Raw genomic sequence first — 22,809 nt, forward strand, 5'->3', positions numbered from 1 at the left:
AGAGACAATCAAGTATATCACCCAACAATTCGGAGCCGCTTTATGTTTCGAATTAACGGAAGGGAGGATTCATTCGGTGTCTGAACAACAACCAGGGTTACGCTTTGATATTTATGAACGTGTGCATTTGCAGGAGAATTTGGCGGCTATACAAGAATTGAATGAGGTAGAATTGCTTCCGCATATTCAAGTAATAACGCTGGATGATCAAGCGATCTTAAAGGGGAATCTACTACTTACAGGCAACTACTTCAGTGAAGAGGGCGGCAGTCCTCGCACACTTGAGCATTTGATTCCTGTCGAAATTACGCTGCCCTTGAATCGTATTCATCGTGTAGAAGATATTCAGGTGGAGATCGAGAATTTTGATATCGACCTTTTATCGACACGAAGTCTTAATGTAACTGGTGTACTATCTTTGCAAGGTGTAGAAATGGTATCTGTGCCGCAAGAAAGCTGGCGAGAGGAAGAAGAGGTTACGTTTGTCCATCAAATTGAGTACCCACGCTCTGAGCCCGTCATGCCTTACGTATCAGAACCTGTACCTACACCAGCACCGTATGTTCAAGAACCACAGGTCCAACCAGTTCCAGAAGTTCAACAAGTGATTGAACCACCACCAGAACCTGTTCTTCCTACACCTATACCTACGCCAACCCCAACGTTGATAGCAGCTGCACCAGAACCAACTGTCGTTGCGGCTCAGCCGGAATCCTTTTCGGGGGACGACACGATTGGTGTGGAATTTGAACAAATCGAGCTGAAAGTGACCCCGCATGCGGATAGTACCGTCGTTACAGAGGAAAAAAAGGAACTGAAAGTTGCCTTTGGCAAGAAGGCAACGGACGCCGTGGAGGTTAACCCATATGGCATCAAATCGCTATTATCTAAGGCAGGCACGTATCTTTCCGACAAGCGGCTTGCGGAAGCTGAGGCGCAAGCGGCTCTTGAGGCGGAATCGCGGATAGATGCGGTAGAGTGGCGGCGATTATTCCTTCAGAGCAGATCGGAGTCACAAGAGTTCAGGAAGCTCAAACTATGTATCGTTCAGAAGGACGACACCTTAGAATCCATCGCGAAGCGCTATCAACTGACCACGCGTGAGCTTCAATTGATGAATCGACTAGGTGATCAGGATATTGTTGTGGGGCAAGTTATTTATTTACCCAAATAAATAATGTTACATAGGCAAGAGCTTCTGGCTGCTGATAGCGGCTGGGGGCTCTTTATGTTTATCCTAGTATAAATTCCAACTTTCCGCCCAATACTAGAAAATAATCCTTATAATAGGCGTCGAAATTATTGACTATATGTCGATAATTCGATATCATATAGTGTAACTCATTTTCAAACCAACATATGGAATTGCAAAGATAGGGAGTAGTAGTCGGAACGCCCTTCAGAGAGTGGAACTGCAGCGCTGAGAGGTTCCTCAGGATACATCCGATCGAAGTCGCCCTGGAGCAGTAAATGTGAGTGCAATCGCCGAGTTTCATTTCTCGCCTGCATTAGCATTTTCCGGTCGCAGCCGTTATCTGTTTAAGTGTCATGTTATTTGCTATTGGGGCAAGTCGCATGAAATGAAGGTGGTACCACGGAAGCTATACCTTTCGTCCTTTTTGGGGCGAAAGGTTTTTTTGTGTTTATAACAACTAGCCAGATATGGAGGTACTTTTATGACCGAAACGAAATTACAAACGGAAATGCCTACCACGTACGACCCGAAAGAAGCGGAGCGTAAATGGTACGACTACTGGATCAAAAATGAATTCTTCAAAGCAGGCAACCGTCCAGATGCGGAAACCTACACGATTGTGATACCGCCTCCGAATGTAACGGGTATGCTGCACATCGGGCATGCACTTGATTTCACACTGCAAGATATTCTTATTCGTACGAAGCGGATGCAGGGCTTTGACACATTGTGGCTGCCTGGTTCTGACCATGCTGGTATTGCAACACAAACGCGTGTAGAGCAGAAGCTTCGCGAACAAGGACAAACACGTTATGATCTCGGGCGGGAGAAATTCTTGGAGAAAGTCTGGGAGTGGAAAGAATTATACGCGGATACGATTCGTGAGCAATGGGCCAAAATGGGCTTCTCTCTCGATTATTCACGTGAACGCTTCACTTTGGATGAAGGACTTTCGCAAGCAGTTCGTGAAGTTTTCGTAAGCTTGTTTGAAAAAGGTCTCATTTATCGCGGCAACTATATTATTAACTGGGATCCAGCGGCACGCACAGCGCTTTCGGATATTGAAGTGGAATACAAAGAAGTACAAGGTGCCCTGTACCATTTGAAATATGAAACAACAGACGGATCAGGTTCGATCGTTGTTGCAACAACGCGTCCTGAGACGATGCTGGGAGACACAGCGGTTGCTGTTCATCCGAAGGATGAGCGCTATAAGCACCTCATTGGGAAGTCTTTGCTGCTGCCGATTGTAAACCGTGAAATTCCGATTATTGCAGACGATTATGTTGAAAAAGAATTCGGAAGCGGCGCGGTAAAAATTACGCCTGCGCATGATCCGAACGATTTCGAAGTAGGAAAGCGTCACAATTTGCCGCAAATTCTGGTTATGGACGAAACGGGAACGATGAACGCGAATGCCGGCCCATACCAGGGGCAAGACCGTTTTGAGTGCCGTAAGCAAATCGTTGCTGATTTGAAAGAGCAAGGTGTTCTGATCAAAATTGAAGAGCACGTTCATCAAGTTGGACATAGTGAGCGCAGTGGTGCCGTAATTGAGCCTTACTTGTCTACCCAATGGTTCGTGAAAATGCAGCCGCTCGCGGATCAAGCGATTGAAGCGCAAAAATCAGGCAAGGGTGTTAATTTTGTACCCGATCGCTTCGAGAAAACGTATTTGAACTGGATTGAAAATGTGCGTGACTGGTGTATTTCCCGTCAACTTTGGTGGGGTCACCGGATTCCTGCTTGGCACTGTGCGGATTGCGGTCAAATCACGGTAGCTCGTGAGGATGCTACTGCTTGCTCCCATTGTCAAAGTACGAATCTTAACCAAGATAACGATGTACTGGATACATGGTTCAGCTCGGCGCTATGGCCTTTCTCCACTTTAGGGTGGCCGAATGATTCCGAGGATATGAAGCGTTTCTATCCGACGAGTGTCCTAGTTACTGGTTACGATATCATTTACTTCTGGGTCGCGCGGATGATTTTCCAAGGACTCGAATTTACGGATCAAATTCCATTTAAAGATGTGCTTATGCATGGCCTTGTTCGTGATTCCGAAGGACGTAAAATGTCCAAATCACTCGGAAACGGTGTTGATCCGTTGGAAGTGATCGAGAAATACGGCGCAGATGCCATGCGCTATATGATTTCTACGAGCAGCACGCCGGGTCAAGATTTGCGCTTCCGTTGGGAGCGGGTTGAGCAAGCTCGTAATTTTGCCAATAAGATTTGGAACGCATCCCGTTTTGCTTTGATGAATTTGGAAGGCGTAAACGCAGCAGATATTGATTTGACAGGCCCATTAGGGACAGCAGATCGTTGGATTTTGCATCGTTTGAATGAAACCGTTCGTGATGTGACTCGTCTAATTGATAGCTATGAGTTCGGCGAAACCGGCCGTCTACTCTATAACTTCATCTKGGATGATCTCTGTGACTGGTACATTGAGTTCAGTAAACTGAGCTTATATGGGACGGATGCGGCGGCGAAAAAGCAGACTCAATCGGTTCTAGCTTATGTATTAGATCAAACGCAACGTTTGATTCACCCGTTCATGCCATTTATTTCTGAGGAAATTTGGCAGCACTTGCCGCATGTTGGGGACACGATTACACTCGCGGCTTGGCCGACTGAGAATGCCGCTTTCGAAGCGCCGGATGCGATTCGGGAGATGGAGCTTTTGATGGAAGCGATTCGTTCCGTTCGTAATATCCGTGCGGAAGTGAATGTGCCGATGAGTAAGAAAGTCGAGCTCTTGATCAAACCAGCTAGTGCGGAGACACAGGACATTCTCAGCAAAAATGAAGAATACCTGAAACGCTTCTGTAACACGTCCCTGCTTGAAATTGACCTTACAATGACAGCGCCTGACAAAGCAATGACGTCGATTATTACTGGGGCTGAGCTTTACTTGCCATTAGCGGGCTTGATCGATATCACACAAGAGCTTGCGCGCTTGGACAAAGAACTTCAATCCTTGCATGGTGAAGTTGAGCGCATCGAGAAGAAACTGGGTAATGAAGGTTTTGTAGCCAAGGCGCCAGCGAAAGTCATCGAAGAAGAGAAAGCCAAACTTGCTGRTTATGCAGACAAACGGGACAAAGTAATCGCTCGATTAGCGGAGTTAAAGGCTTAAGGAACGTAAATTATACGATTGCCTAGGTTCGTCTACATGGTGAATCATATAGTAAAAGAGGATGAGAACAATGGATGAAATCAAGAACACGGCGGGTGAATTCCAATCCGCACAGGAAGCCATTGATTGGATCGTTGGACGGATGGAGAAGCTCGGCATGAAACCGGGCCTCCAACGTATGCATCTACTCATGGAGAAGTTGGGCAACCCCGAACGCAGGCTGAAGTTCATTCATGTGGCCGGAACGAATGGCAAGGGCTCAACATGCGCTTACCTTGCTTCCGTGCTTCAAGCGTGCGGCTATGATGTGGGCTCGTTTACGTCGCCTTACTTGGTGCGGTATACGAACCGTATACAAGTCAATGGCGCCGATATTGAGGATGATGTACTGCTTCGCTTAGTAAATGAGATGAAGCCAATTGTGGATGAGATTGCAGCCACAGAGGTAGGTCCGCCAACCATGTTTGAGATTTCAACGGCACTGGCGATTCTATACTTTGGGAAAGTGGCGTATCCCGATTATGTAGTATGGGAAACCGGACTCGGGGGAAGGCTGGATAGCACGAATATCGTGAATCCAATTGTTACCGTGATTACGAATGTCGGTCATGATCACATGGATATCCTGGGGGATACCCTAGAACTCGTAGCTGCTGAAAAAGCGGGCATCATTAAAGCAGGAGTTCCCGTTATTACAGCGGTGGAGCCTGCGGCGATTTGGAGCGTTATCGATCAAACGGCGAAGGCGAAGAAAGCGACACTGTATTCGCTAGGCGATCAATTTAACTTGACCGAAGTGAACAGTGAGCTAGATCATCAAAGCTTTCAGTTTAACGGACCATTTCGACCTATTCCTAATCTGTCGATTACATTGAATGGTGAACACCAATTGAAGAATGCTGCCGTAGCGGTTATGACACTGGAGGTTCTTCGTCAATATTACGCCACTATCGTGGAGGACGTAGATTTGCAGAAGGGGCTTGTGGGAACCAAATGGCCGGGTAGATTGGAAATGGTTTCACAGGAGCCGCGCATCCTTATTGATGGGGCTCATAACCCTGAGGGGGCTGCGACGCTAGCTGCAGCACTTCAGAATGTGTATAGCTACAAGAAGCTTCACATGATGATAGGAATGCTAGCTACGAAGAATCATACAGGCTACTTAAGGCATATACTACCATTGGTGGATACGCTCATAATTACAGAAGCAAATTTTCATAAAAAAGGGGATGCTTCCCTGCTCGCCGACATCGCAAGTGGTCTTCTTCGTGAGATGAATCTAGAGGTTGACATTGTTGTTGAACGTGATTGGAAGCAGGCTCTAACCTTATTAACAAATAGAACTGAGCAGGATGATCTGGCGGTCGTATCCGGCACGCTGTATTTAATCTCTGATGTTCGTTCTTGGATAACCTATCAAACCGATTCTGAAAAAGGATGGTGAGAACGGCGTGAGTCAAGCAGAACACGTACATTTTATAGGAATCGGCGGATACGGCATGAGTGCCATTGCCAAAGTCATGCTCGAGATGGGATACCGTGTCTCAGGGTCAGATATTGCTCAGCAAGAATTAACTGAGAAATTGAAAGCCAAAGGCGCTCAAGTCTTTATCGGTCATCAGGCGGCGAATGTATCAGGTGCTGATCTTGTTGTATATTCAACCGCAATAGCCAAAGACGATGTAGAATTGAAAGCAGCAGAGCAACTAAACATTCCCATTATTCATCGTTCACAAATGCTGGGCAGACTGATGAATGAGCGTAAAGGGATTGCTGTTGCAGGCGCCMACGGGAAAACAACAACGTCCTCCATGATTGCTTTGGTAATGGAGATTTGCGGCACGGATCCAACGTATATTATCGGTGGAGAAATTATGAACGTTGGCAGCAATGCCAAAGCAGGGAAAGGAGAGTATGTGGTTGCGGAGGCCGATGAGAGCGATGGCACCTTCCTGCAATATCACCCAACCCTTGCGTTAGTGAACAATATCGAAGCCGACCATTTGGAGAATTACAATGGTGATTTCGAGAACTTGAAGAAGGCATACAAACAATTCTTGAGCCAAGTAAGACCTGGCGGAAAAGCGATTGTATGTCAGGATGATGAGTTCCTGCGCGAAATGATACCAGAAATTCAAAGTCAAGTGATTACGTACGGGATTGAGACGAAAGCGGATTATATCGCACGTGACATCTTACTAGGTGATCGCAAGGTAACCTTTTCGGTAGAATGTAACGGTTCATCACTTGGCCAAGTCAGCCTGTCCGTGCCTGGTAAACATAATGTATACAATGCACTTGCGACAGTGATTACTTGCTTGGAAGCAGGACTATCTTTCGAGAACATTGCGGAAGCAATTCAAGAGTTTCGTGGAGCTAAGCGTAGATTCCAAGTACTCGGAGAAGTTGAAAATATCTTGGTCATTGATGATTACGCGCATCATCCTACGGAAATTCAAGCAACGATTTCTGCTGCGAAAGCAACGAAAAAGCGTATTGTCGCCGTGTTCCAACCGCAACGCTATACGCGAACTTACTATTTGTTCGAGCAGTTTAGCCGCTCCTTCCTAGAAGCGGATGAAGTAATCATTACGGATATTTATTCACCGGCAGGCGAACAACGGATTGAAGGTGTAGACTCTGTTAAACTAGTTGAGTTGATACGCAGCAACAGCAATCCGAATGTGCAGCACATTGCCACACGTGAAGAAGTACTGACGTATTTGATAGACCATGTTCAACCTGGTGACCTCGTTCTCACCATGGGTGCAGGAGACATCTGGAAGGCTGCGGATGGGTTAGCTAAATCACTGCGCAAGAAATACGAATCACATTCCTAGAGAGAAGATCGCTTGAGCCAATAGGCTGGAGGCGGTCTTTTTTTCTTGAATAAATCATAATATGGTTCTCTCTCTCATACTCTAGTAACAGAAGATTGGGACAAGATGATACGGCATTGTACCCGTTTCGGGCCATATATATGATGAGGAGTGAGGGATGAGAATGAACAAAGGTAGAATTACATATCGCTTCGACCCCAAAGAAGGAGCAGAATCCACACGCAGAGCAGCCAGGGTGCATGAACAAGAAGAGAACGTCATACCGCTCTATCAAGAAGAGTATAAAGTGATAGAACCGAAGATAGATCGCAGCCCGAAGGAAGTAACGCCATATGACCAAGCAGAAAGAGAGCAAGTAGAATCATTATTTGAACCGCATGCACTGAATACGTTCACCACTGATTTTGGGAGCTGGCATAGCCAGATTGAATCCGAAGGAGAGCGTGTAGAACGCATCATTCGGGAAACCCAAATATCTCGAGAACAGCTAAATGCGCCAATTCCAACAACGGTCATTCGGCAGGAGAGGGAGCCTGATCCTGCGTCTGCGCCTGCGCCTACGGACAATCGAGAGGAATGGTCCAATTGGACATCCAAGGAGCCTTACCGGGATCCGGGGACTGGAACTCGTTATGCGAAGTCATCCGGAGCGCCGTGGATTCGCATAGCAACATCTGTGGCGGGTGCAGTGGTAACGGGAATCGCATTCGGTTTCTTCGTGCTCTCCATGTTCTCCTCGGATCGAGATACGAGCACGAGTATAGCCACATCGAATCCTACTAAAATTACAGTGCCATCGCCTAATACACAATCTTCTGCCTCCACGACCAAAACACAAATGGGTACAGGGGATGCAGCTCTCCCAGCAACAACAGCAGCTGTCACAGCTGTGCAAATTCCTGCTAAATCGTATACCTTCTTGCAAAATGGGGTGTTCAGTTCACTTCAAGGCGCTCAGGCTGTTCAGGATTCGCTCAATAAAAAGGGTCTTGCTTCCGCATTGGATAATTCCGATAAACTTACTGTGTTTGTAGGCTTTGCAAAGACGAAGGACGACGCCATTGCCTTGAGACAAGGCGTGCAGGCTGCAGATAAAACGATCGAGGTTTTTATGAAAAATGTGGATTTCCCAGCGGTAACGGGTATTCGTTGGTCTGGCTCAAAAGCCGAGTCCCTGCCCAATTATATTGCTGAGGGCGACAAGCTTGTCGCTGCAATGAGTGGACTCACACTTGTCCATTTGGTGGAGACGAAGCCCACAGCACTTACGGATGTCTCCTTACAGTCGATTCGTACTTCACATCAGGCGCTAATCACGCTCGGTACAGGACTGACTAACGGAGCGGGTGAGGATGTTAAGCCATTGCTGACGAAGATGACAAGTGCGATTAATAGTGCCGTTCAATCGATGGAAGAATACAAGAAAACGCCATCTCAGGCCTTGATGTGGCAAGCGCAGTCAGCCTTGATGCAGTACATTATTGCTCAGAAAAATCTCCTTAAGACGATTAGTGTAGTATAAGGAGAAAGCCGTGTACCCTGAACTCTACGGAGCCCGGGATACACGGCTTTCTTGTTATTTCGTGATGTAACGATCGAGCAGGGCGGCAATCTCAGCCCTTGTCATCGTTTGATCAGGCTTAAAGGAAGTGTCCGATATGCCATTAATGATGCCTTTATCCTTCAAAGTTAGAATGGCTAAAGCGCTCCACATGGACTTCGGTACATCATCGAATGCGGCTGTATACGTTGGTTGTGCAGTTGGTGATGTCATTTGTAGAAGCTGATTGAATAAATAAGCAACTTCCCCGCGTGTAATCGCCTGATTAGGTCGAATCGTCCCATCGGCATACCCTTGTAGTAAGTTTAATTTGGCAGCTTTGGCAAAAACGGCGCTTGCCCAATGAGAAGTCGATAAATCCGAATAGCTTTTCGATCCGTCAGACCCGCAGCCATAAACATTGGAAGTTACACTTCCGTTCGTGCTGCAGACAGCTGGCAGCTTGCTGAACGTAAATACGCGATCCATCAGTGTGAGGAACTCCGCTCGCGTGAGCGCACGGTCTGGTTCGTAATTGTTGCCGACACCTTCGACAATGCCTTTATTCTTCATACGAAGAACAGCAGCTTTGGACCAGTGCACAAGCACGTCGGTAAAAAGAGGCGGTTCATAGCTGCTAATCCCTTTGGCAATGCCGAGTGCCATCTTAGAACGCATAGAGCTGCTAGCAAGTAGGGCTGCATCACTAGTATTCGTGAGAAAAGCCGTCTCTACTAGAATACTCGGAATCGTTCCCATTCGGGCGACGTAGACAGCGCTTGGAGTCAGCCCTAAGTCTTTGGTACCGGATTGCGCGAGTAAGGCATCTTGCACATGCTGTGCTAAATCTTTACTGTAAGGCGTTAATTGCGTCATCGCACTGCTTGCTGGGTAATCTTCTTGTGGGTACGCATTATCATAATAGAGCACCATGGTTCCGTTAGCGTTGCTGTTCGCATGTGCGTTGGCATGAATGGATACGAATAAGTCAGCTTGCTGCTCATTCGTGAAGGCAACCCTTTGAGCGAGTGATAAGAAGGTGTCGTTGGTGCGTGTCATGACGACCTCGTAACCGCGTTCAAGAAGGGCTTGTCGCACCTTTAATGTGATGTCCAGATTGACATCTGTTTCACGGAGTCCACCAACACCGATTGCGCCAGGATCACTTCCCCCATGCCCAGGATCAAGTACGACCTTGTAAGCGAAGGCTTGGTAAGGGAATGCAATCGTGAGCAGTAAAGTGAACAGAATCAGTCTTTTGAGTAGAGTCATAGTTGAAATTACCTCCGGTAACTATAATACTAGGATTGGACTAGGCTGTAAGCAGGTAAGAATCACCATCGATTAATTCAACTGACGGTCGCTTATTTTGCATGGAAAAAAGAGGGGATTGCCCGTATAATAGTGCTTGTACATACTTGGAGAGGATGACAGGAATGAAGAAAAGCACATTTACACTGATCATTTTTTTAATCGTCGGGTTAATTACTGGGATTATTATCGGCCAGCTGCTGGCGTCCGTTCCTGCTCTCGCATTTTTAACCAAATCAGTTCAAATTTCTTGGGAACCTAAAGCAGATTTACAAGTTGTGAAATATGAATTCAACCTTTTGGTGAAGCTAAACCTATGCAGCATTATTGGGTTAGTAGGAGCTTATCTCCTATATCGGAAACTTTAGTGAGTTTTTGAACGTTTAAGCAGTGGGATTATTATTAATAGGAGTTGTTGAGCGTGCAAACCAAAGAACATCAAAGACTAATTCTTGCTTCATCGTCGCCGCGGAGGCAGGAGCTTATCCAATCTTTCGGACTACCCTATATTATTCGTGTGAGTGACGCGGATGAGACCGTCGAACAAAAAATAACGCCAGCGGAGCTCGTTGAGCTGCTTTCTTTACGCAAAGCGGGGGCAGTCAGAGAGATGCTAGGAGTTCAAGATCAGCATGGAATTATCATTGGATCTGACACAGTTGTTGTGTATAACGAGGAAATTCTAGGCAAACCAGCCGATGAGCAAGATGCTTTCCGCATGCTCAAAGGTCTGCAAGGGAATGTGCACCAGGTTTACAGTGGTGTTGCCTGTGTGGATGCAGCAACGGGTCAACAAGTAGTCTCGCATAGCGTGACTCACGTACGGATGAAGCCGATGACAGATGAACAAATTTTGCGTTATATTGCTACTGGGGAACCCAAAGATAAAGCCGGGTCTTACGCCATTCAAGGCATAGGGGCAACGATTATCAGCGGGATCGAGGGGGATTATTTCACGGTTGTGGGACTTCCACTTTCCTTGTTGAGTGATTTGCTGCTGACGTTCAATATTCAAGTTCTGTAGTGACATTTCCAAGCCTATCCATTCTAGTCCAAAATAGGGTAATTAGATTGACTGAGTAATCTGTAACGGTTACAATAACAGTAAGCGACATGACTTCGCATTCTTCTGGGAGGTATCTGCCATGAACAGCGAATTTACAATTGCCGTCCACAGCCTTGTTCTGTTAGCTCACTTACCTGATCATATGGCAACTAGTGAAGAAATTGCTGCTAATGTATCAACGCATTCTGCCCGTATTCGTAAAGTTATGGGCTTTCTTCGAAAAGCAGGGTATGTGTCAACGAAGGAAGGCATCGGTGGCGGTTTTATACTGAGTTGCAAGCCTGAGGAAGTCACACTTGGGGAGATTTACCGATTGACATGTCAAGGTACTTTGAAGCCGAGCTGGTGCTCTGGTGATGAGTCCAAGCCTTGTATGATATCATCCAAAATGGATAAATTGATGGGTAAAGTTTTCAACGATGCTGAGAAGCAAATGGAACATTACTTTGAAGGTCATACAATTGGCAGTATGCTAGAACAAATAAGGGCATTTGAATGCCCGAAATCGAATACTGAATCTTTATCCTAGAAGCCCTCGGATCTCACAATCCGGGGGTTTTATGTTGTTTTTAGGGCTTGTACCCGCATGCATGGGATAGCAATAAGTAACATAACCTACATTACGGAAGAGGGGAAAACATGGAAAGTTCAAGCTTGATGCTGCGAGAAGTTCCGATCGAAGAGAGACCGCGGGAACGAATGCTTCAACTGGGGGCGGGGGCGCTCAGTCATGCGGAACTGCTTGCTATCTTATTACGGACAGGAACGGTAGCGGAATCTGCCATTCATTTGGCAAGCCGGATTTTAAGTGAAAGCGGGGGGCTGCGCAGTCTTGTAGATATGAGCAAGGATCAATTAACGCAGATCAAGGGGATTGGCGATGCCAAGGCTCTTCAAATTCTTGCGGGTATTGAGCTAGGACGCAGACTAGCCAAAAGCTCATATGAGGAGCGGATAACGATTCGTTCGCCCAAAGATATCGCCAATTTAATGAGCGAGGATCTTCGCTATTTGCAGAAAGAGCACTTTGTTTGCTTGTTCCTAAATACTAAGAATCATGTTATTGCACAAGAGACCTTATCTATGGGCAGCTTGAACGCGTCGATTGTCCATCCTAGGGAAGTTTTTCGTGCAGCGATTAAACGAAGCAGTGCCTCGATCATTTGTGTACATAACCATCCGAGTGGAGATCCTACCCCAAGTCCGGAAGATATTAGTCTGACAGGTCGATTAGTAGAAGCTGGAGCAATAATTGGTATTGAAGTGTTGGATCATGTTATCATTGGAGATCAGAGATTTATAAGTTTGAAGGAACAAGGCTTTATGTAATATAATAGAACACGCTACAGGAAAGGAGCCGTTTGTATGTTTGGTGGTTTTACGAAAGATCTGGGGATTGACTTAGGTACCGCGAATACATTGGTTTATGTGAAAGGCAGAGGAATTATCGTTAGGKAGCCTTCGGTGGTCGCCCTTCGTACAGATACAAAAACAATAGAAGCAGTTGGTGAATCAGCCAAAAAGATGATTGGTCGTACGCCAGGGAATATCCGTGCCGTACGTCCGATGAAGGATGGTGTTATTGCCGATTTCGACACGACTGCAACGATGATTCGATACTTTATTCGACAAGCCCAGAAGCAGCGTTGGTTATTTCCGCGTCATCCGAATGTCATGGTGTGTGTGCCATCTGGGATTACCGCTGTAGAAAAGCGTGCTGTTGAAGATGCTACAAAGCAGGCGGGAGCAAGAGAAGCCTACACGATCGAGGAGCCTTTCGCTGCTGCGATTGGAGCGGATCTTCCAGTTTGGGAGCCGACAGGGAGTATGGTTGTTGATATTGGTGGAGGTACGACAGAAGTTGCTGTTATCTCACTTGGCGGTATTGTAACCAGTCGATCCATTCGTATCGCTGGTGATGAAATGGATGAGGCCATTATTCAATATATTAAACGTACCTACAACCTCATGATTGGGGAACGTACCGCGGAAACACTGAAGATTGAAATTGGCTCAGCGCTTAATACAGAGAAGGCCGATTCGATGGAAATTCGTGGTCGTGATCTTGTAAGCGGGTTACCGAAAACGATCAGTGTAACGTCCGTTGAGATTACGGAATCGTTGTCTGACACGGTAAGTGCCATTGTGGAGGCCGTAAAGGTCACGCTTGAGAAATGTCCACCAGAGCTATCGGCGGATATTATGGATCGCGGTATTGTGCTGACTGGCGGAGGCGGATTGCTTCGTAATTTGGACCGACTACTGGCAAGAGAAACGGGTATGCCTGTAATGGTTGCCGAAAATCCGCTCGATTGCGTTGCGATTGGAACGGGACGTGCATTAGAGAATATTCACTTATTCAAAAACAAATCAGGATCTGGTTCAAGGTATAAGGGTTAATTTTCGTTAGAAGGTGCTAATTTGTTTAAATTCATGGGAAATAAACGACTTATTTTTCTTATGTCCGGTTTAGTCTGTTTCTTTATTTTAATGGGACTAACACTTGGGAATCGAGGGCCGATGACATGGCCTGAGAAATTCGTCAAAGACTCGATATCATGGACGCAAGGACTCTTGTATAAGCCCGCTGCGCAGGTAGCGGGTTTCTTCGAAGACATCAGACAGCTGCGTGTCATTTATGAAGAAAACAAGACGCTGAAGCTGACGCTCACGCAATACGCACGAGATACGCAACGGTTGAATGAGCTTGAATCACAGAATAAGCGTCTGTTGGATGAGCTTGGTTTCACAGAACGTCAGCGTCAAGCTAACAATTATACGTACAGAATCGCCGAGGTCGTCACGATTGATCCAGACCCCTACAATAGCACCGTAACGATTAATTTGGGTGACAAAGATGGGATTAAGGAGAATATGGCGGTTATGACTGTCGATGGCTTAGTGGGCAGAGTGAGTAAAGTGTTTGGGTTTCACTCCAATGTGCAGCTTTTGTCGGAGACCAATGATACCGACAACAACTCCAAAGCAATTGCCGTTACAGTCAAAGGGAGTGAGTCACAGCCATTCGGAATGATTGAATCCTATGATCCCAAGCTTGGGGAACTAGTGATGAATAAGGTTGAACATGCTGACGATATGAAAATCGGCGATACGATTATTACATCAGGCTTAGGGCAGGTATTTCCAAAGGGAATAGAAGTTGGGACGATCTCTTCGATTGGACCTGGGGAATTCGGCATTACGTATAAGGTCATGGTGAAGCCGAAAGCATCCTTCAACCGAATCCGTGAAGTGTTTGTCGTTGAAGTTCCGGAAGTGAAATGAGGTGAGTGGGCAAATGAATAGACATGTGTTATGGCTCATCCTGCTCGGACTGTTTATCCTTCAAGGCAGTTTAGTCGTATGGTTGCTGCCAGCCTCTTGGCAATCGATCGTCTATGTAACACCTCATTTACCTTTGGTATTCATAATGTTTATTGGACTTTTTCATCATCGTCATGCGGCTCTTCTTTACGGTCTTCTGTTCGGATTATTACACGATTTTACTTACTATGGAGCAATGTTGGGTGTTTACTCTTTCAGCATGGGGCTCGTAGGCTATTTGGCAGGCCTTGCGCAGCGCAGGCAGCCCAATCTTATTTTTTACAATTTGCTTATTACAAGCTTAGGATTATTAATATTTGAGTTTCTCAACTATGGGATCAACCGCTTATTCAAACTGATTGCCGTTGATTTGAATTTTGCTCTCACCCATTACATGCTCCCTAGTGTTCTATTCAATTTACTTGTGGCCTTGATTTGCTACGTTCCCATCCGCAAACTGCTTGAAGGCAAACGACTTGCAGCTTCAGCGAAGGAAGATTAATTTTCCAGGCGATAAGCAGGAGAATTTAGAACAAGGGCCGAAATGTATAGGTTGGGAGGTCGTCATGCCATTATGTCTGTAGCGAAGCACCATGTTATGATTAAAGGGGTCAAAGATGGCCTAGTTTTTTTACTAAATGACGCATGCGATTGGCAAGAGCTGTTGCAAGAGCTGCAACATAAGCTTGAGAAAACGCATCAACAAATATTAACGGGTCCGATTATTCATGTGAATGTCAAACTGGGCAACCGTGAGGCCACCGATGAGCAGAAAGAAGAGATTCGCGCTGTAATTAAGCAGAAGGGGAATCTCTTGATTCAATCCATCGAGAGTGAACCGCCTAAGGTGGAGGCTCCGCCGGAGCCCAAGGTATCCATAACAACGCTAAGAGGAATGATTCGTTCAGGACAAACCCTTCATAACGAAGGTGATTTACTTTATTTAGGTGATGTTAACCCAGGCGGAATCATTACCTCCACAGGGAACATTTATATAATGGGTTCACTTCGTGGTATGGCTCACGCAGGGTTAGACGGAGACGAGAAAGCAATCATTGCTGCGTCTCATATGCGGCCTACACAATTACGAATTGCCGGGGTCATCAGTCGTTCTCCAGATGAGTGGGGGATCGAGGAGGCTTTCATGGAATTTGCTTATGTCAAAGAAGGCAAAATGGAAATCGATAAGCTGCATCAGCTTCATCGGATTTGGCCGGATGCTCCAATTAAATAATTATTTTTAACATATAAACTGTGTCTGGGGTGAGGAATATGGGAGAGGCTATCGTTGTCACCTCAGGTAAAGGTGGCGTTGGTAAAACGACGACTTCCGCTAATCTGGGGACTGCACTTGCACTTCTGGGGAAGAAAGTATGCATGGTTGATACGGATATTGGTTTACGTAATCTGGATGTCGTGATGGGATTGGAAAATCGGATTATCTATGATCTTGTGGATGTTGCGGAAGGTCGTTGTCGTTTGCCGCAAGCGCTAATTAAGGATAAACGATTTGATGAGCTGTATTTATTACCAGCTGCTCAAACGAAGGACAAACACGCCGTAACTCCGGAACAGGTGCGTACCATTATTTTGGAACTCAAAAATGATTTCGAATATGTCATTATCGACTGTCCGGCGGGGATTGAGCAGGGATTCAAGAACGCGGTTGCAGGCGCAGATAAAGCGATTGTCGTGACGACTCCGGAAAATGCCGCTGTGCGTGATGCGGATCGGATTATTGGCCTTTTGGAAAATGAGAAAATATCATCACCGAAGCTTGTTATTAACCGTATTCGCCCTCAAATGGTGAAAAAAGGCGAAATGCTGGATATCGATGAAATTTGCTCTGTACTTGCAATAGATTTGTTAGGCATTGTACCGGATGATGAGCACGTCATTAAGGCGGCTAATCTAGGTGAACCAACGGTGATGAACCCCTCATCACGCGCAGCCATTGCGTATCGGAATATTGCTAGGCGTATTGTTGGCGATACCGTGCCTCTTATGCAGCTAGAGGACAAAACAGGCTGGGTAAAACGAATGAAAAAGTTTATTGGAATAGGATGATTGTTCTGTGTTTGCCAAACTGAAAAACATTGATATTCCAATTGTTGTCATTCTGTTTGCCTTCATGGTGATAAGTACAATGATGGTCTACAGCTCATCTGTCGATCATCCGACCATTAACATCAGCATTTCGAAAATTCTGATTTTATATGGGGTAGGACTCGTTGCTTTTCTAGCCTGTAGTTTATTCGATTATCGTGTACTTATACGAATTGCTCCGTATTTGTATGGGATTGGAATTGTCTCGTTGATTGCCGTCTATTTTTTTGGTAAAAAAATTCACGGTGCCCGCGGCTGGTTTGAACTTCCCGGAGGATTGACATTCCAACCAGCAGAGCTCGTCAAATTAATCTTGATTATTTGCATTACAGCCCTCCTTGCCAGACGCGGCGGGGATTTGCTTCAGGTGAAAAATGATATTATTCCTGTAGGGGTAGCTGTGTTTCTCCCATTCGTGCTTGTTCTCATACAGCCGGATCTAGGGAATGCGATTATTTTTGTTATTATTTTGATAGGTATGCTTTGGATTGGGAATATCAAATACACACAAGTTTTGATAAGTATCCTTCTCGTGGCCGGAGTAGGTTTCCTGACACTTACGCTATATAAACATTTTCATGATCCTTTGTTTGATATGCTTAAGGGATACGGCTTCAGTCACTGGATGGATCGGATAGATACGTTCCTTTATCCGCAGGATGTGTCAGATGATGATAATTATCAGGTACGCAACGCGATAAGGGCTATTGGTTCTGGTGGTTTGGATGGTGAGGGTTTCTTGAAGGGGACCTCTGTTCACAGTAATTTCATTCCTTTCGCTTATTCGGATTCGATCTTCGTTGTTGTAGGGGAAGAATTTGGATTCCGTGGTTCAGCCGTACTTTTGCTTATTTATTTCTTGCTTATTTATCGTATGATTCTGATTTCTATTCAAAGTTCTCAGCTTGCTGGCGCATATATCGTTGTTGGTGTTGTATCTATGTTCGTATTCCAAATTTTTGAGAACGTTGGAATGATGATTGGCATTATGCCATTAACCGGTATTACACTTCCTTTCGTCAGTTATGGAGGGACCTCGCTTCTAATCAATATGCTTTCACTAGGCCTTGTCATGAGTGTGAAGCTGCATCAGGAGCGCGCGCCTGAATTGTTTTAATGGCTTATCTATGTGAAGTCCGTGACCTTACCAAGGCCGCGGGCTTTTTCTATTGCTGCAAGCAGTACGAAGGCTGACTTTTCACATAATCTTGTCCATCTGCACATAGGCTGTACTAATGAAAGTCTATGAGGAGGGGATTCTATGGTTATAAAAGATAAAGTAAAGCAACGCCGACTAGAGCGACTTCGCCATTTGCGAGAATCGTCAGAAGCACCAAAAGGAGGCTCACACAGATCCTCTCCGTCGGTTGATTTCCTATTGCCTACACGACAAAAAGAGGAAATGCCGTTATATGCTGATCCTGACTGGAGAAGACGAATGGAGGACCCTGAATTTGCCTGGAGACAGAAGCTCATGATGGATACGGTGAATGATGATGAAGAAAGAGGAATTCTTACCCCGCCATCTGCGCGGAGAATCGCCTTTAAGCTGCTCATCAGTGGTGCCCTATTTGCATCTGTTTACGGTATGTTTCACATAGACAAGCCATGGGCAAATCAAGGGAAGCTGTACATAACAGCAGCACTAACGCAGTCTTATGACTTTACAGCTTTATCCGCTTGGTATGCTGATAAGTTCGGAGGAGCTCCTTCGTTTATTCCAAGCTTTAATCGCGCAGGCAATGAAGCTGTGATTGTGAGTACCTCGAAGCGTACATTGTTTGCACCAGCCAAAGGAAGCGTGTTGATCAGATACGATGGGACAATCCATAAGGGAGTCAAATTGAACACGGCTGAGTTCGCTCCGGTGTATGCGATGGATACGGGGCAGGTTATTTTTGCAGGCACAACCACGGATACGGGATTGACGATTATGATTCGGCATCCTGGTGGACTGGAATCTTTATATGGTGGACTAAGTGAGGTTACTGTAGCTGTTGGCGATTGGATGAAGGTAGGGGAGCCCATAGGTAAAGCTTCAGCGAAAGATCCAACAAAGGGGAATCTGTACTTCTCAGTCATGAAAGAAGGCGTGACGATCAATCCGGTGGATGTGATCACCTTTGATTAAATGGGCAGGGACGAAATATCGATTTCATCCATTATTCACCTTAATAATGATTGGCTGTGCGATAACGGGATATTTCCTAGAGGCAATCACTTTATTCGGCATCGTACTTATCCATGAGCTAGGGCATTTAACCGCGGCGAAAGGGTTCGGTTGGAGGGTCCAAGAAGTGCAACTACTTCCCTTTGGTGGTGTCTTAATTGTTGATGAGCTAGGGGGTACGTCTACTCGTGAGGAGTTGATCGTCGCCATAGCGGGACCCCTTCAACACGTATGGATGATACTGCTGGCGTTGATATTGAAGTCACTGGATATTGGAAGTGGTAACTGGTGGGATTACTTCATTGAAGCGAATCTCATGATCGGATTATTCAATCTAATACCAGTGATGCCGCTCGATGGCGGGAAAATCATGCAAGGCTTGTTAGGCTATATCATGTCGTTTCATAACACCATTGTCTATTCGGTTTGGATCAGTATGATCATAAGCTTATCAATCATTGTTATGGCAATTATTCAGCTCGTACATGGGCAACTGCCAATCAATATTCTAGTTATAGGTCTGTTTCTACTTGTATCCAATTGGTACGCCTACCGGCAGATTCCCTATCACTTTCTACGTTTCCTAATGGGGCGCGGGTTGCGAGTAGGGCAGTTGCTGAGCCGAGGTACTCGAGCGCAGCCGATTGTAATTACTAAGCAGCTTACGATGGCGGAGACATTGAAGCTTTTTATGCGAGAACGATACCACTTAATTTATGTTGTGAATGAAGCAGGGCGCATCCAAGCTGTGCTGCCCGAACAGCAAATCGTCGGCGGTTATTTAGATGGGAAAAAACCGGGGAGTGCAGTTTCCGATCTTTTCATGTAAAATAACTGTTGAGGTGAACATGTATGAAGCAACTGATAATTCACTGCGCCCCAGAGCTTACACAAGCGGCATTGCTAGAGGATGGACGTCTTGTGGAGTATGACACGCAGTATCCGCTTGAATCTCAACGGGCAGGCAGCATCTACATGGGCCGCATCGTTAACGTACTTCCTGGCATGCAAGCGGCATTCGTCGATATTGGACTTGCGAAGAATGCCTTTCTTTATATAGACGATCTCCTCCCCGTTCATGTGGACAAGCAACCTAAGATTAAGCCGTCCATTACGGATATTGCTGAAGTTGGGCAAATGCTAATGGTTCAAGTGAGCAAGGATCCACAGGGGACCAAAGGGGCAAGAGTGACTACGCACGTGTCCATTCCGGGCCGTTGGATTGTTTATATGCCAGATGCGGATTATATTGCCATATCTCGTAAAATTGATCTTGAAGCAGAGCGACAGCGACTAAAGCAGCTAGCAGAGGGTAATCTTATGCCTGGTGAAGGCGTGATTATTCGAACAGGTGCAATCGGTCAAAGTGAAGAAGCTATTCGAGACGATTTGCAAAATTTACGTGATGTGTGGGGTACCATTTTAGCGAAGAGAGAAGAAACGCATGTTCCCGCACAGCTTTATCAAGATCTGGATTTACTGCCCAAACTAGCGCGAGATGTGATATCGGRTGAAGTTCAAGAAGTGTGGATGAGCAATAACAAGGTTTTTGAAGAAATGAGAACCTTATTACGCAAGCAGCAGCCGGGTTGGCGTGGCCGCATCGCTTTCTACGACCGTAGAACACCCATGTTCGATCATTTCGGCGTCACGGAAGAGCTGAACCAGAGCTTTCGTCGCAAAATCTGGCTCCCTAGCGGCGGGTATTTAATCATCGATCAAACTGAAGCGCTGACAGTAATTGATGTCAATACGGGACGGTACACGGGTTCTATTGATTTGGAGCAAACGGTTACAGATATTAATCGGGAAGCAGCAATCGAAATCCCTAGGCTCTTGCGGCTTCGAAATCTAAGAGGCATCATTATTGTTGATTTTATTGACATGCATGCAGAAGACAATCGAGCGAAGGTCATGGCGAATATGGCGGAAGCTGTGCGCAAGGATCGTTCTAAGACGACAATTGTAGGTTGGACCAAGTTAGGCTTGTTGGAWATGACTCGGAAACGCAAATAAAAGGTTTGCATATGAAAATATAACTGTGATATAATACTCGGAGTGTGTTGTTTAGGCATGCTGTAACCGCACGAAACAGGTCGAAGTACGCGAATGGATGTAGTTCTGTTCCGTCACCTGCACAAGGCGAGTCTGAGACATGAGGAGGTAATGAAAATGTACGCAATTATTGAAACAGGTGGTAAACAGTACAAAGTTCAAGAGGGCGATGTTCTTTACATCGAAAAATTGAACGCTGCTGAGGGTGAGGTTGTTTCTTTTGATCGTGTGTTCTTGGTTTCCAAAGAAGATGGCCTAGTAGTAGGTGCTCCATTGGTTGCAGGTGCTTCAGTTTCCGCGAAAGTGGAAAAACACGGCAAAGGCGCAAAAGTCATCGTTTATAAGTACAAACCGAAAAAGAACTATCACAAAAAGCAAGGTCATCGTCAACCGTACACAAGAGTAGTAGTTGAGAAAATCCAAGCGTAAGAGACAAGCCTATGATCTACGTGACCATAGAACGTCTTGCACCGGATTCACCTCAAATTCTTTCTTTTGTAGTTGAAGGCCATGCTGAATATGACGTGCCTGGCAAAGACTTGGTCTGCGCCGCGGTATCAGCGATTTCCGTTGGTACATGTAACTCGATAGAATCCTTAACCGGTGTGATTCCCATTCACGAAATGGAGCCTGGACTGCTGGATGTAACCATCCCAGATAGTGCGCGTACCATGCCTGAAACTTGGGGTCAAGTGCAGTTAATTATAGAATCGATGGTCGTTATGTTACAAACGATTGAACAAACTTACGGTGACTATATAACGATTGAAACAATCTATCACAAAGGAGGATAACACCATGTTTTTGAAATTGGATCTCCAATTATTCGCTTCCAAAAAAGGGGTAGGTTCCACAAAGAACGGTCGTGACTCACACTCTAAGCGCCTTGGCGCTAAACGTGCTGACGGTCAAACTGTTACTGCTGGAAGCATTCTTTACCGCCAACGCGGTAYGAAAATTCACCCAGGAACGAACGTAGGCATCGGTTCGGATGATACACTTTTCGCTTTGGTACAAGGCGTAGTGAAATTCGAGCGTTTGGGCCGCGATCGCAAAAAAGTGAGCGTATACCCAGTTGATGTAGCTCCAGTAGCTGCAGCTCTAGAAGCGTAATTAGAATCCCTGGTGAGCGAGAGTTCATCCAGGGATTTTTTCTCAATATGCAAGGAAAAACCTCTAACCGTGATCACTCATTTCGGATGGTCCGGGGCGGGGGTTTTCTCGTTTGTTTGGTGAAGTTTTCCAGGCAGCATGATATACTGGATGAACGGTTACAAAGCAGAGAACGGGGCGAGCGGATAATGAAGCAATTGGGCAGCGCACAGGTCTATATATTAGCACTTGTGCTCATAGGATTGACTGGCTTGTTGGTTACAGAACCGTGGATTATTCGAGTGGCATTTCTACTAATCATTCTCGTAAGTGGGTATACAGCTTGGAGACTAGAAGTAAGCAGAATGGAAGAAAAGTGGCTTTCTACGCTGAAGCAGCAGGAGCAAGAGGATCATCTGAAGCTGATTGCTGTTGTAAATCGCTTGCGGCATGATTGGATGAATGATACCCAGATTTTATTTGGTTACATTCAAATGAAGAAGTTTGATAATTTACGGCCATATATGGAAAAAATAAAAATGACTATGCAGCAGGAAAGCAATCTCTCCAAGCTGGGAATCCCTTCTTTTATTGCTTACTTGCTTCAATTCCGTGTGCAGTCAAAGACGCTAGAGCTGAAAGTGGAAGTTGAGCAAGAAATTAATCTTGGACAACTCCCGATTCAGCACGGACTGATTGAACGATTGGTTCGGCAAATGGTGGCCTGCATCCAGGAACATACGGCATTCGAAGATGGGGAAAGTGGCACACTCAGCTTGGAGTTTGATGTTCAAGAAGATGGCTTACTGCTTGATTTTGTATATCAAGGCCCCTATAATCGGGAACAACTTGAGCAATCGATTTTAGCACGTTTTTCATCGAAAGGTTCACAGAACTTGCTTGAGAATGATGATTGGCATGAAGAAGAAGCAAGTGTCACGCTGCGATTGCCGTTTCATATATAAAGT

At 45.7% G+C, this 22,809-nt stretch carries 23 protein-coding genes and 1 other annotated feature; of the genes, 22 read left to right on the top strand and 1 reads right to left on the bottom strand.

The window, feature by feature from the left end; genetic code table 11:
- The first annotated feature begins 76 nt into the window (after nt 1–76).
- From AC1DLM_RS17500 to AC1DLM_RS17520, 5 genes are all read left to right on the top strand, one after another.
- Entirely contained in the window at nt 77–1,174 is a 1,098-nt protein-coding gene (locus tag AC1DLM_RS17500; RefSeq protein WP_477570692.1) for a LysM peptidoglycan-binding domain-containing protein, read from the top strand.
- A gap of 187 nt (nt 1,175–1,361) precedes the next feature.
- Nucleotides 1,362–1,621: a binding site (T-box leader), on the top strand.
- Nucleotides 1,622–1,676: 55 nt separating this feature from the next.
- Nucleotides 1,677–4,337: a valine--tRNA ligase gene (locus AC1DLM_RS17505; protein WP_477570693.1), complete on the top strand. Its 2,661-nt coding sequence runs from the start codon at nt 1,677–1,679 to the stop codon at nt 4,335–4,337.
- A gap of 70 nt (nt 4,338–4,407) precedes the next feature.
- On the top strand, nt 4,408–5,781 hold the full coding sequence (locus AC1DLM_RS17510; RefSeq protein WP_477570694.1) for a bifunctional folylpolyglutamate synthase/dihydrofolate synthase: 1,374 nt from the start codon (nt 4,408–4,410) through the stop codon (nt 5,779–5,781).
- Between the two features lie 55 nt (nt 5,782–5,836).
- A complete protein-coding gene (murC, locus tag AC1DLM_RS17515) occupies nt 5,837–7,177 on the top strand; it encodes a UDP-N-acetylmuramate--L-alanine ligase (RefSeq protein ID WP_477570722.1) in 1,341 nt (446 codons plus the stop codon).
- A gap of 163 nt (nt 7,178–7,340) precedes the next feature.
- Nucleotides 7,341–8,699, top strand: coding sequence for a hypothetical protein (locus tag AC1DLM_RS17520; RefSeq protein ID WP_477570695.1), 1,359 nt, complete (start codon nt 7,341–7,343; stop codon nt 8,697–8,699).
- Nucleotides 8,700–8,753: 54 nt separating this feature from the next.
- Here AC1DLM_RS17520 and AC1DLM_RS17525 read toward each other — a convergent pair whose 3' ends face one another.
- Nucleotides 8,754–9,989 carry an N-acetylmuramoyl-L-alanine amidase gene (locus AC1DLM_RS17525; protein ID WP_477570696.1) on the bottom strand — a complete coding sequence of 412 codons (1,236 nt, stop codon included), beginning with the start codon at nt 9,987–9,989 and terminating at the stop codon, nt 8,754–8,756.
- 164 nt (nt 9,990–10,153) lie between these two features.
- Between AC1DLM_RS17525 and AC1DLM_RS17530 the strand changes: the two genes are divergently transcribed.
- The 17 genes from AC1DLM_RS17530 (at nt 10,154) to AC1DLM_RS17610 (ending at nt 22,806) form a co-directional block, all read left to right on the top strand.
- Entirely contained in the window at nt 10,154–10,396 is a 243-nt protein-coding gene (locus AC1DLM_RS17530) for a DUF4321 domain-containing protein (protein WP_477570697.1), read from the top strand.
- Between the two features lie 53 nt (nt 10,397–10,449).
- Complete coding sequence (locus AC1DLM_RS17535) at nt 10,450–11,052, top strand: Maf family protein (protein ID WP_477570698.1); 603 nt, start codon at nt 10,450–10,452, stop codon at nt 11,050–11,052.
- Between the two features lie 121 nt (nt 11,053–11,173).
- Nucleotides 11,174–11,623 carry an RrF2 family transcriptional regulator gene (locus AC1DLM_RS17540; protein WP_171630391.1) on the top strand — a complete coding sequence of 150 codons (450 nt, stop codon included), beginning with the start codon at nt 11,174–11,176 and terminating at the stop codon, nt 11,621–11,623.
- A gap of 110 nt (nt 11,624–11,733) precedes the next feature.
- A complete protein-coding gene (gene radC, locus AC1DLM_RS17545) occupies nt 11,734–12,423 on the top strand; it encodes a RadC family protein (RefSeq protein WP_171630390.1) in 690 nt (229 codons plus the stop codon).
- Nucleotides 12,424–12,459: 36 nt separating this feature from the next.
- Nucleotides 12,460–13,494: a rod shape-determining protein gene (locus AC1DLM_RS17550; protein WP_477570699.1), complete on the top strand. Its 1,035-nt coding sequence runs from the start codon at nt 12,460–12,462 to the stop codon at nt 13,492–13,494.
- A gap of 21 nt (nt 13,495–13,515) precedes the next feature.
- Nucleotides 13,516–14,379, top strand: coding sequence for a rod shape-determining protein MreC (gene mreC / locus AC1DLM_RS17555; protein ID WP_441989990.1), 864 nt, complete (start codon nt 13,516–13,518; stop codon nt 14,377–14,379).
- 13 nt (nt 14,380–14,392) lie between these two features.
- On the top strand, nt 14,393–14,920 hold the full coding sequence (gene mreD / locus AC1DLM_RS17560; RefSeq protein ID WP_441989989.1) for a rod shape-determining protein MreD: 528 nt from the start codon (nt 14,393–14,395) through the stop codon (nt 14,918–14,920).
- A 72-nt stretch (nt 14,921–14,992) separates the two neighbouring features.
- A complete protein-coding gene (minC, locus tag AC1DLM_RS17565; protein WP_441989988.1) occupies nt 14,993–15,652 on the top strand; it encodes a septum site-determining protein MinC in 660 nt (219 codons plus the stop codon).
- A gap of 38 nt (nt 15,653–15,690) precedes the next feature.
- Nucleotides 15,691–16,485: a septum site-determining protein MinD gene (gene minD, locus AC1DLM_RS17570; protein ID WP_056610363.1), complete on the top strand. Its 795-nt coding sequence runs from the start codon at nt 15,691–15,693 to the stop codon at nt 16,483–16,485.
- A gap of 7 nt (nt 16,486–16,492) precedes the next feature.
- Nucleotides 16,493–17,641 carry an FtsW/RodA/SpoVE family cell cycle protein gene (locus tag AC1DLM_RS17575; protein ID WP_441989987.1) on the top strand — a complete coding sequence of 383 codons (1,149 nt, stop codon included), beginning with the start codon at nt 16,493–16,495 and terminating at the stop codon, nt 17,639–17,641.
- A gap of 144 nt (nt 17,642–17,785) precedes the next feature.
- On the top strand, nt 17,786–18,655 hold the full coding sequence (locus AC1DLM_RS17580; RefSeq protein ID WP_477570700.1) for a peptidoglycan DD-metalloendopeptidase family protein: 870 nt from the start codon (nt 17,786–17,788) through the stop codon (nt 18,653–18,655).
- Nucleotides 18,648–19,523 (top strand): M50 family metallopeptidase, encoded by an 876-nt coding sequence (locus tag AC1DLM_RS17585; protein WP_477570701.1) that lies wholly within the window; start codon nt 18,648–18,650, stop codon nt 19,521–19,523. The genes AC1DLM_RS17580 and AC1DLM_RS17585 overlap by 8 nt, the downstream gene beginning before the upstream one ends.
- 23 nt (nt 19,524–19,546) lie before the next feature.
- On the top strand, nt 19,547–20,710 hold the full coding sequence (locus tag AC1DLM_RS17590) for an Rne/Rng family ribonuclease (protein ID WP_477570702.1): 1,164 nt from the start codon (nt 19,547–19,549) through the stop codon (nt 20,708–20,710).
- Nucleotides 20,711–20,866: 156 nt separating this feature from the next.
- On the top strand, nt 20,867–21,178 hold the full coding sequence (gene rplU / locus AC1DLM_RS17595) for a 50S ribosomal protein L21 (protein ID WP_028555793.1): 312 nt from the start codon (nt 20,867–20,869) through the stop codon (nt 21,176–21,178).
- 11 nt (nt 21,179–21,189) lie between these two features.
- Nucleotides 21,190–21,543 (top strand): ribosomal-processing cysteine protease Prp, encoded by a 354-nt coding sequence (locus tag AC1DLM_RS17600; protein WP_441989983.1) that lies wholly within the window; start codon nt 21,190–21,192, stop codon nt 21,541–21,543.
- 4 nt (nt 21,544–21,547) lie between these two features.
- A complete protein-coding gene (rpmA, locus tag AC1DLM_RS17605; RefSeq protein WP_477570703.1) occupies nt 21,548–21,862 on the top strand; it encodes a 50S ribosomal protein L27 in 315 nt (104 codons plus the stop codon).
- A gap of 188 nt (nt 21,863–22,050) precedes the next feature.
- On the top strand, nt 22,051–22,806 hold the full coding sequence (locus tag AC1DLM_RS17610; protein ID WP_441989982.1) for a Spo0B domain-containing protein: 756 nt from the start codon (nt 22,051–22,053) through the stop codon (nt 22,804–22,806).
- The last annotated feature ends 3 nt before the right edge of the window (nt 22,807–22,809 follow it).

The organism is Paenibacillus sp. 01T442, assembly GCF_056398345.1.

Bases quoted from the DNA above. Each gene is read 5' to 3' on its own strand.
- AC1DLM_RS17520 (WP_477570695.1), top strand. From the start codon at position 7,341: ATGAACAAAGGTAGAATTACATATCGCTTCGACCCCAAAGAAGGAGCA.
- AC1DLM_RS17600 (WP_441989983.1), top strand. From the start codon at position 21,190: ATGATCTACGTGACCATAGAACGTCTTGCACCGGATTCACCTCAAATT.
- radC (WP_171630390.1), top strand. From the start codon at position 11,734: ATGGAAAGTTCAAGCTTGATGCTGCGAGAAGTTCCGATCGAAGAGAGA.
- AC1DLM_RS17530 (WP_477570697.1), top strand. From the start codon at position 10,154: ATGAAGAAAAGCACATTTACACTGATCATTTTTTTAATCGTCGGGTTA.
- AC1DLM_RS17610 (WP_441989982.1), top strand. From the start codon at position 22,051: ATGAAGCAATTGGGCAGCGCACAGGTCTATATATTAGCACTTGTGCTC.
- minC (WP_441989988.1), top strand. From the start codon at position 14,993: ATGTCTGTAGCGAAGCACCATGTTATGATTAAAGGGGTCAAAGATGGC.
- AC1DLM_RS17510 (WP_477570694.1), top strand. From the start codon at position 4,408: ATGGATGAAATCAAGAACACGGCGGGTGAATTCCAATCCGCACAGGAA.
- mreD (WP_441989989.1), top strand. From the start codon at position 14,393: ATGAATAGACATGTGTTATGGCTCATCCTGCTCGGACTGTTTATCCTT.
- AC1DLM_RS17580 (WP_477570700.1), top strand. From the start codon at position 17,786: ATGGTTATAAAAGATAAAGTAAAGCAACGCCGACTAGAGCGACTTCGC.
- AC1DLM_RS17525 (WP_477570696.1), bottom strand. From the start codon at position 9,989: ATGACTCTACTCAAAAGACTGATTCTGTTCACTTTACTGCTCACGATT.
- rplU (WP_028555793.1), top strand. From the start codon at position 20,867: ATGTACGCAATTATTGAAACAGGTGGTAAACAGTACAAAGTTCAAGAG.
- minD (WP_056610363.1), top strand. From the start codon at position 15,691: ATGGGAGAGGCTATCGTTGTCACCTCAGGTAAAGGTGGCGTTGGTAAA.
- AC1DLM_RS17540 (WP_171630391.1), top strand. From the start codon at position 11,174: ATGAACAGCGAATTTACAATTGCCGTCCACAGCCTTGTTCTGTTAGCT.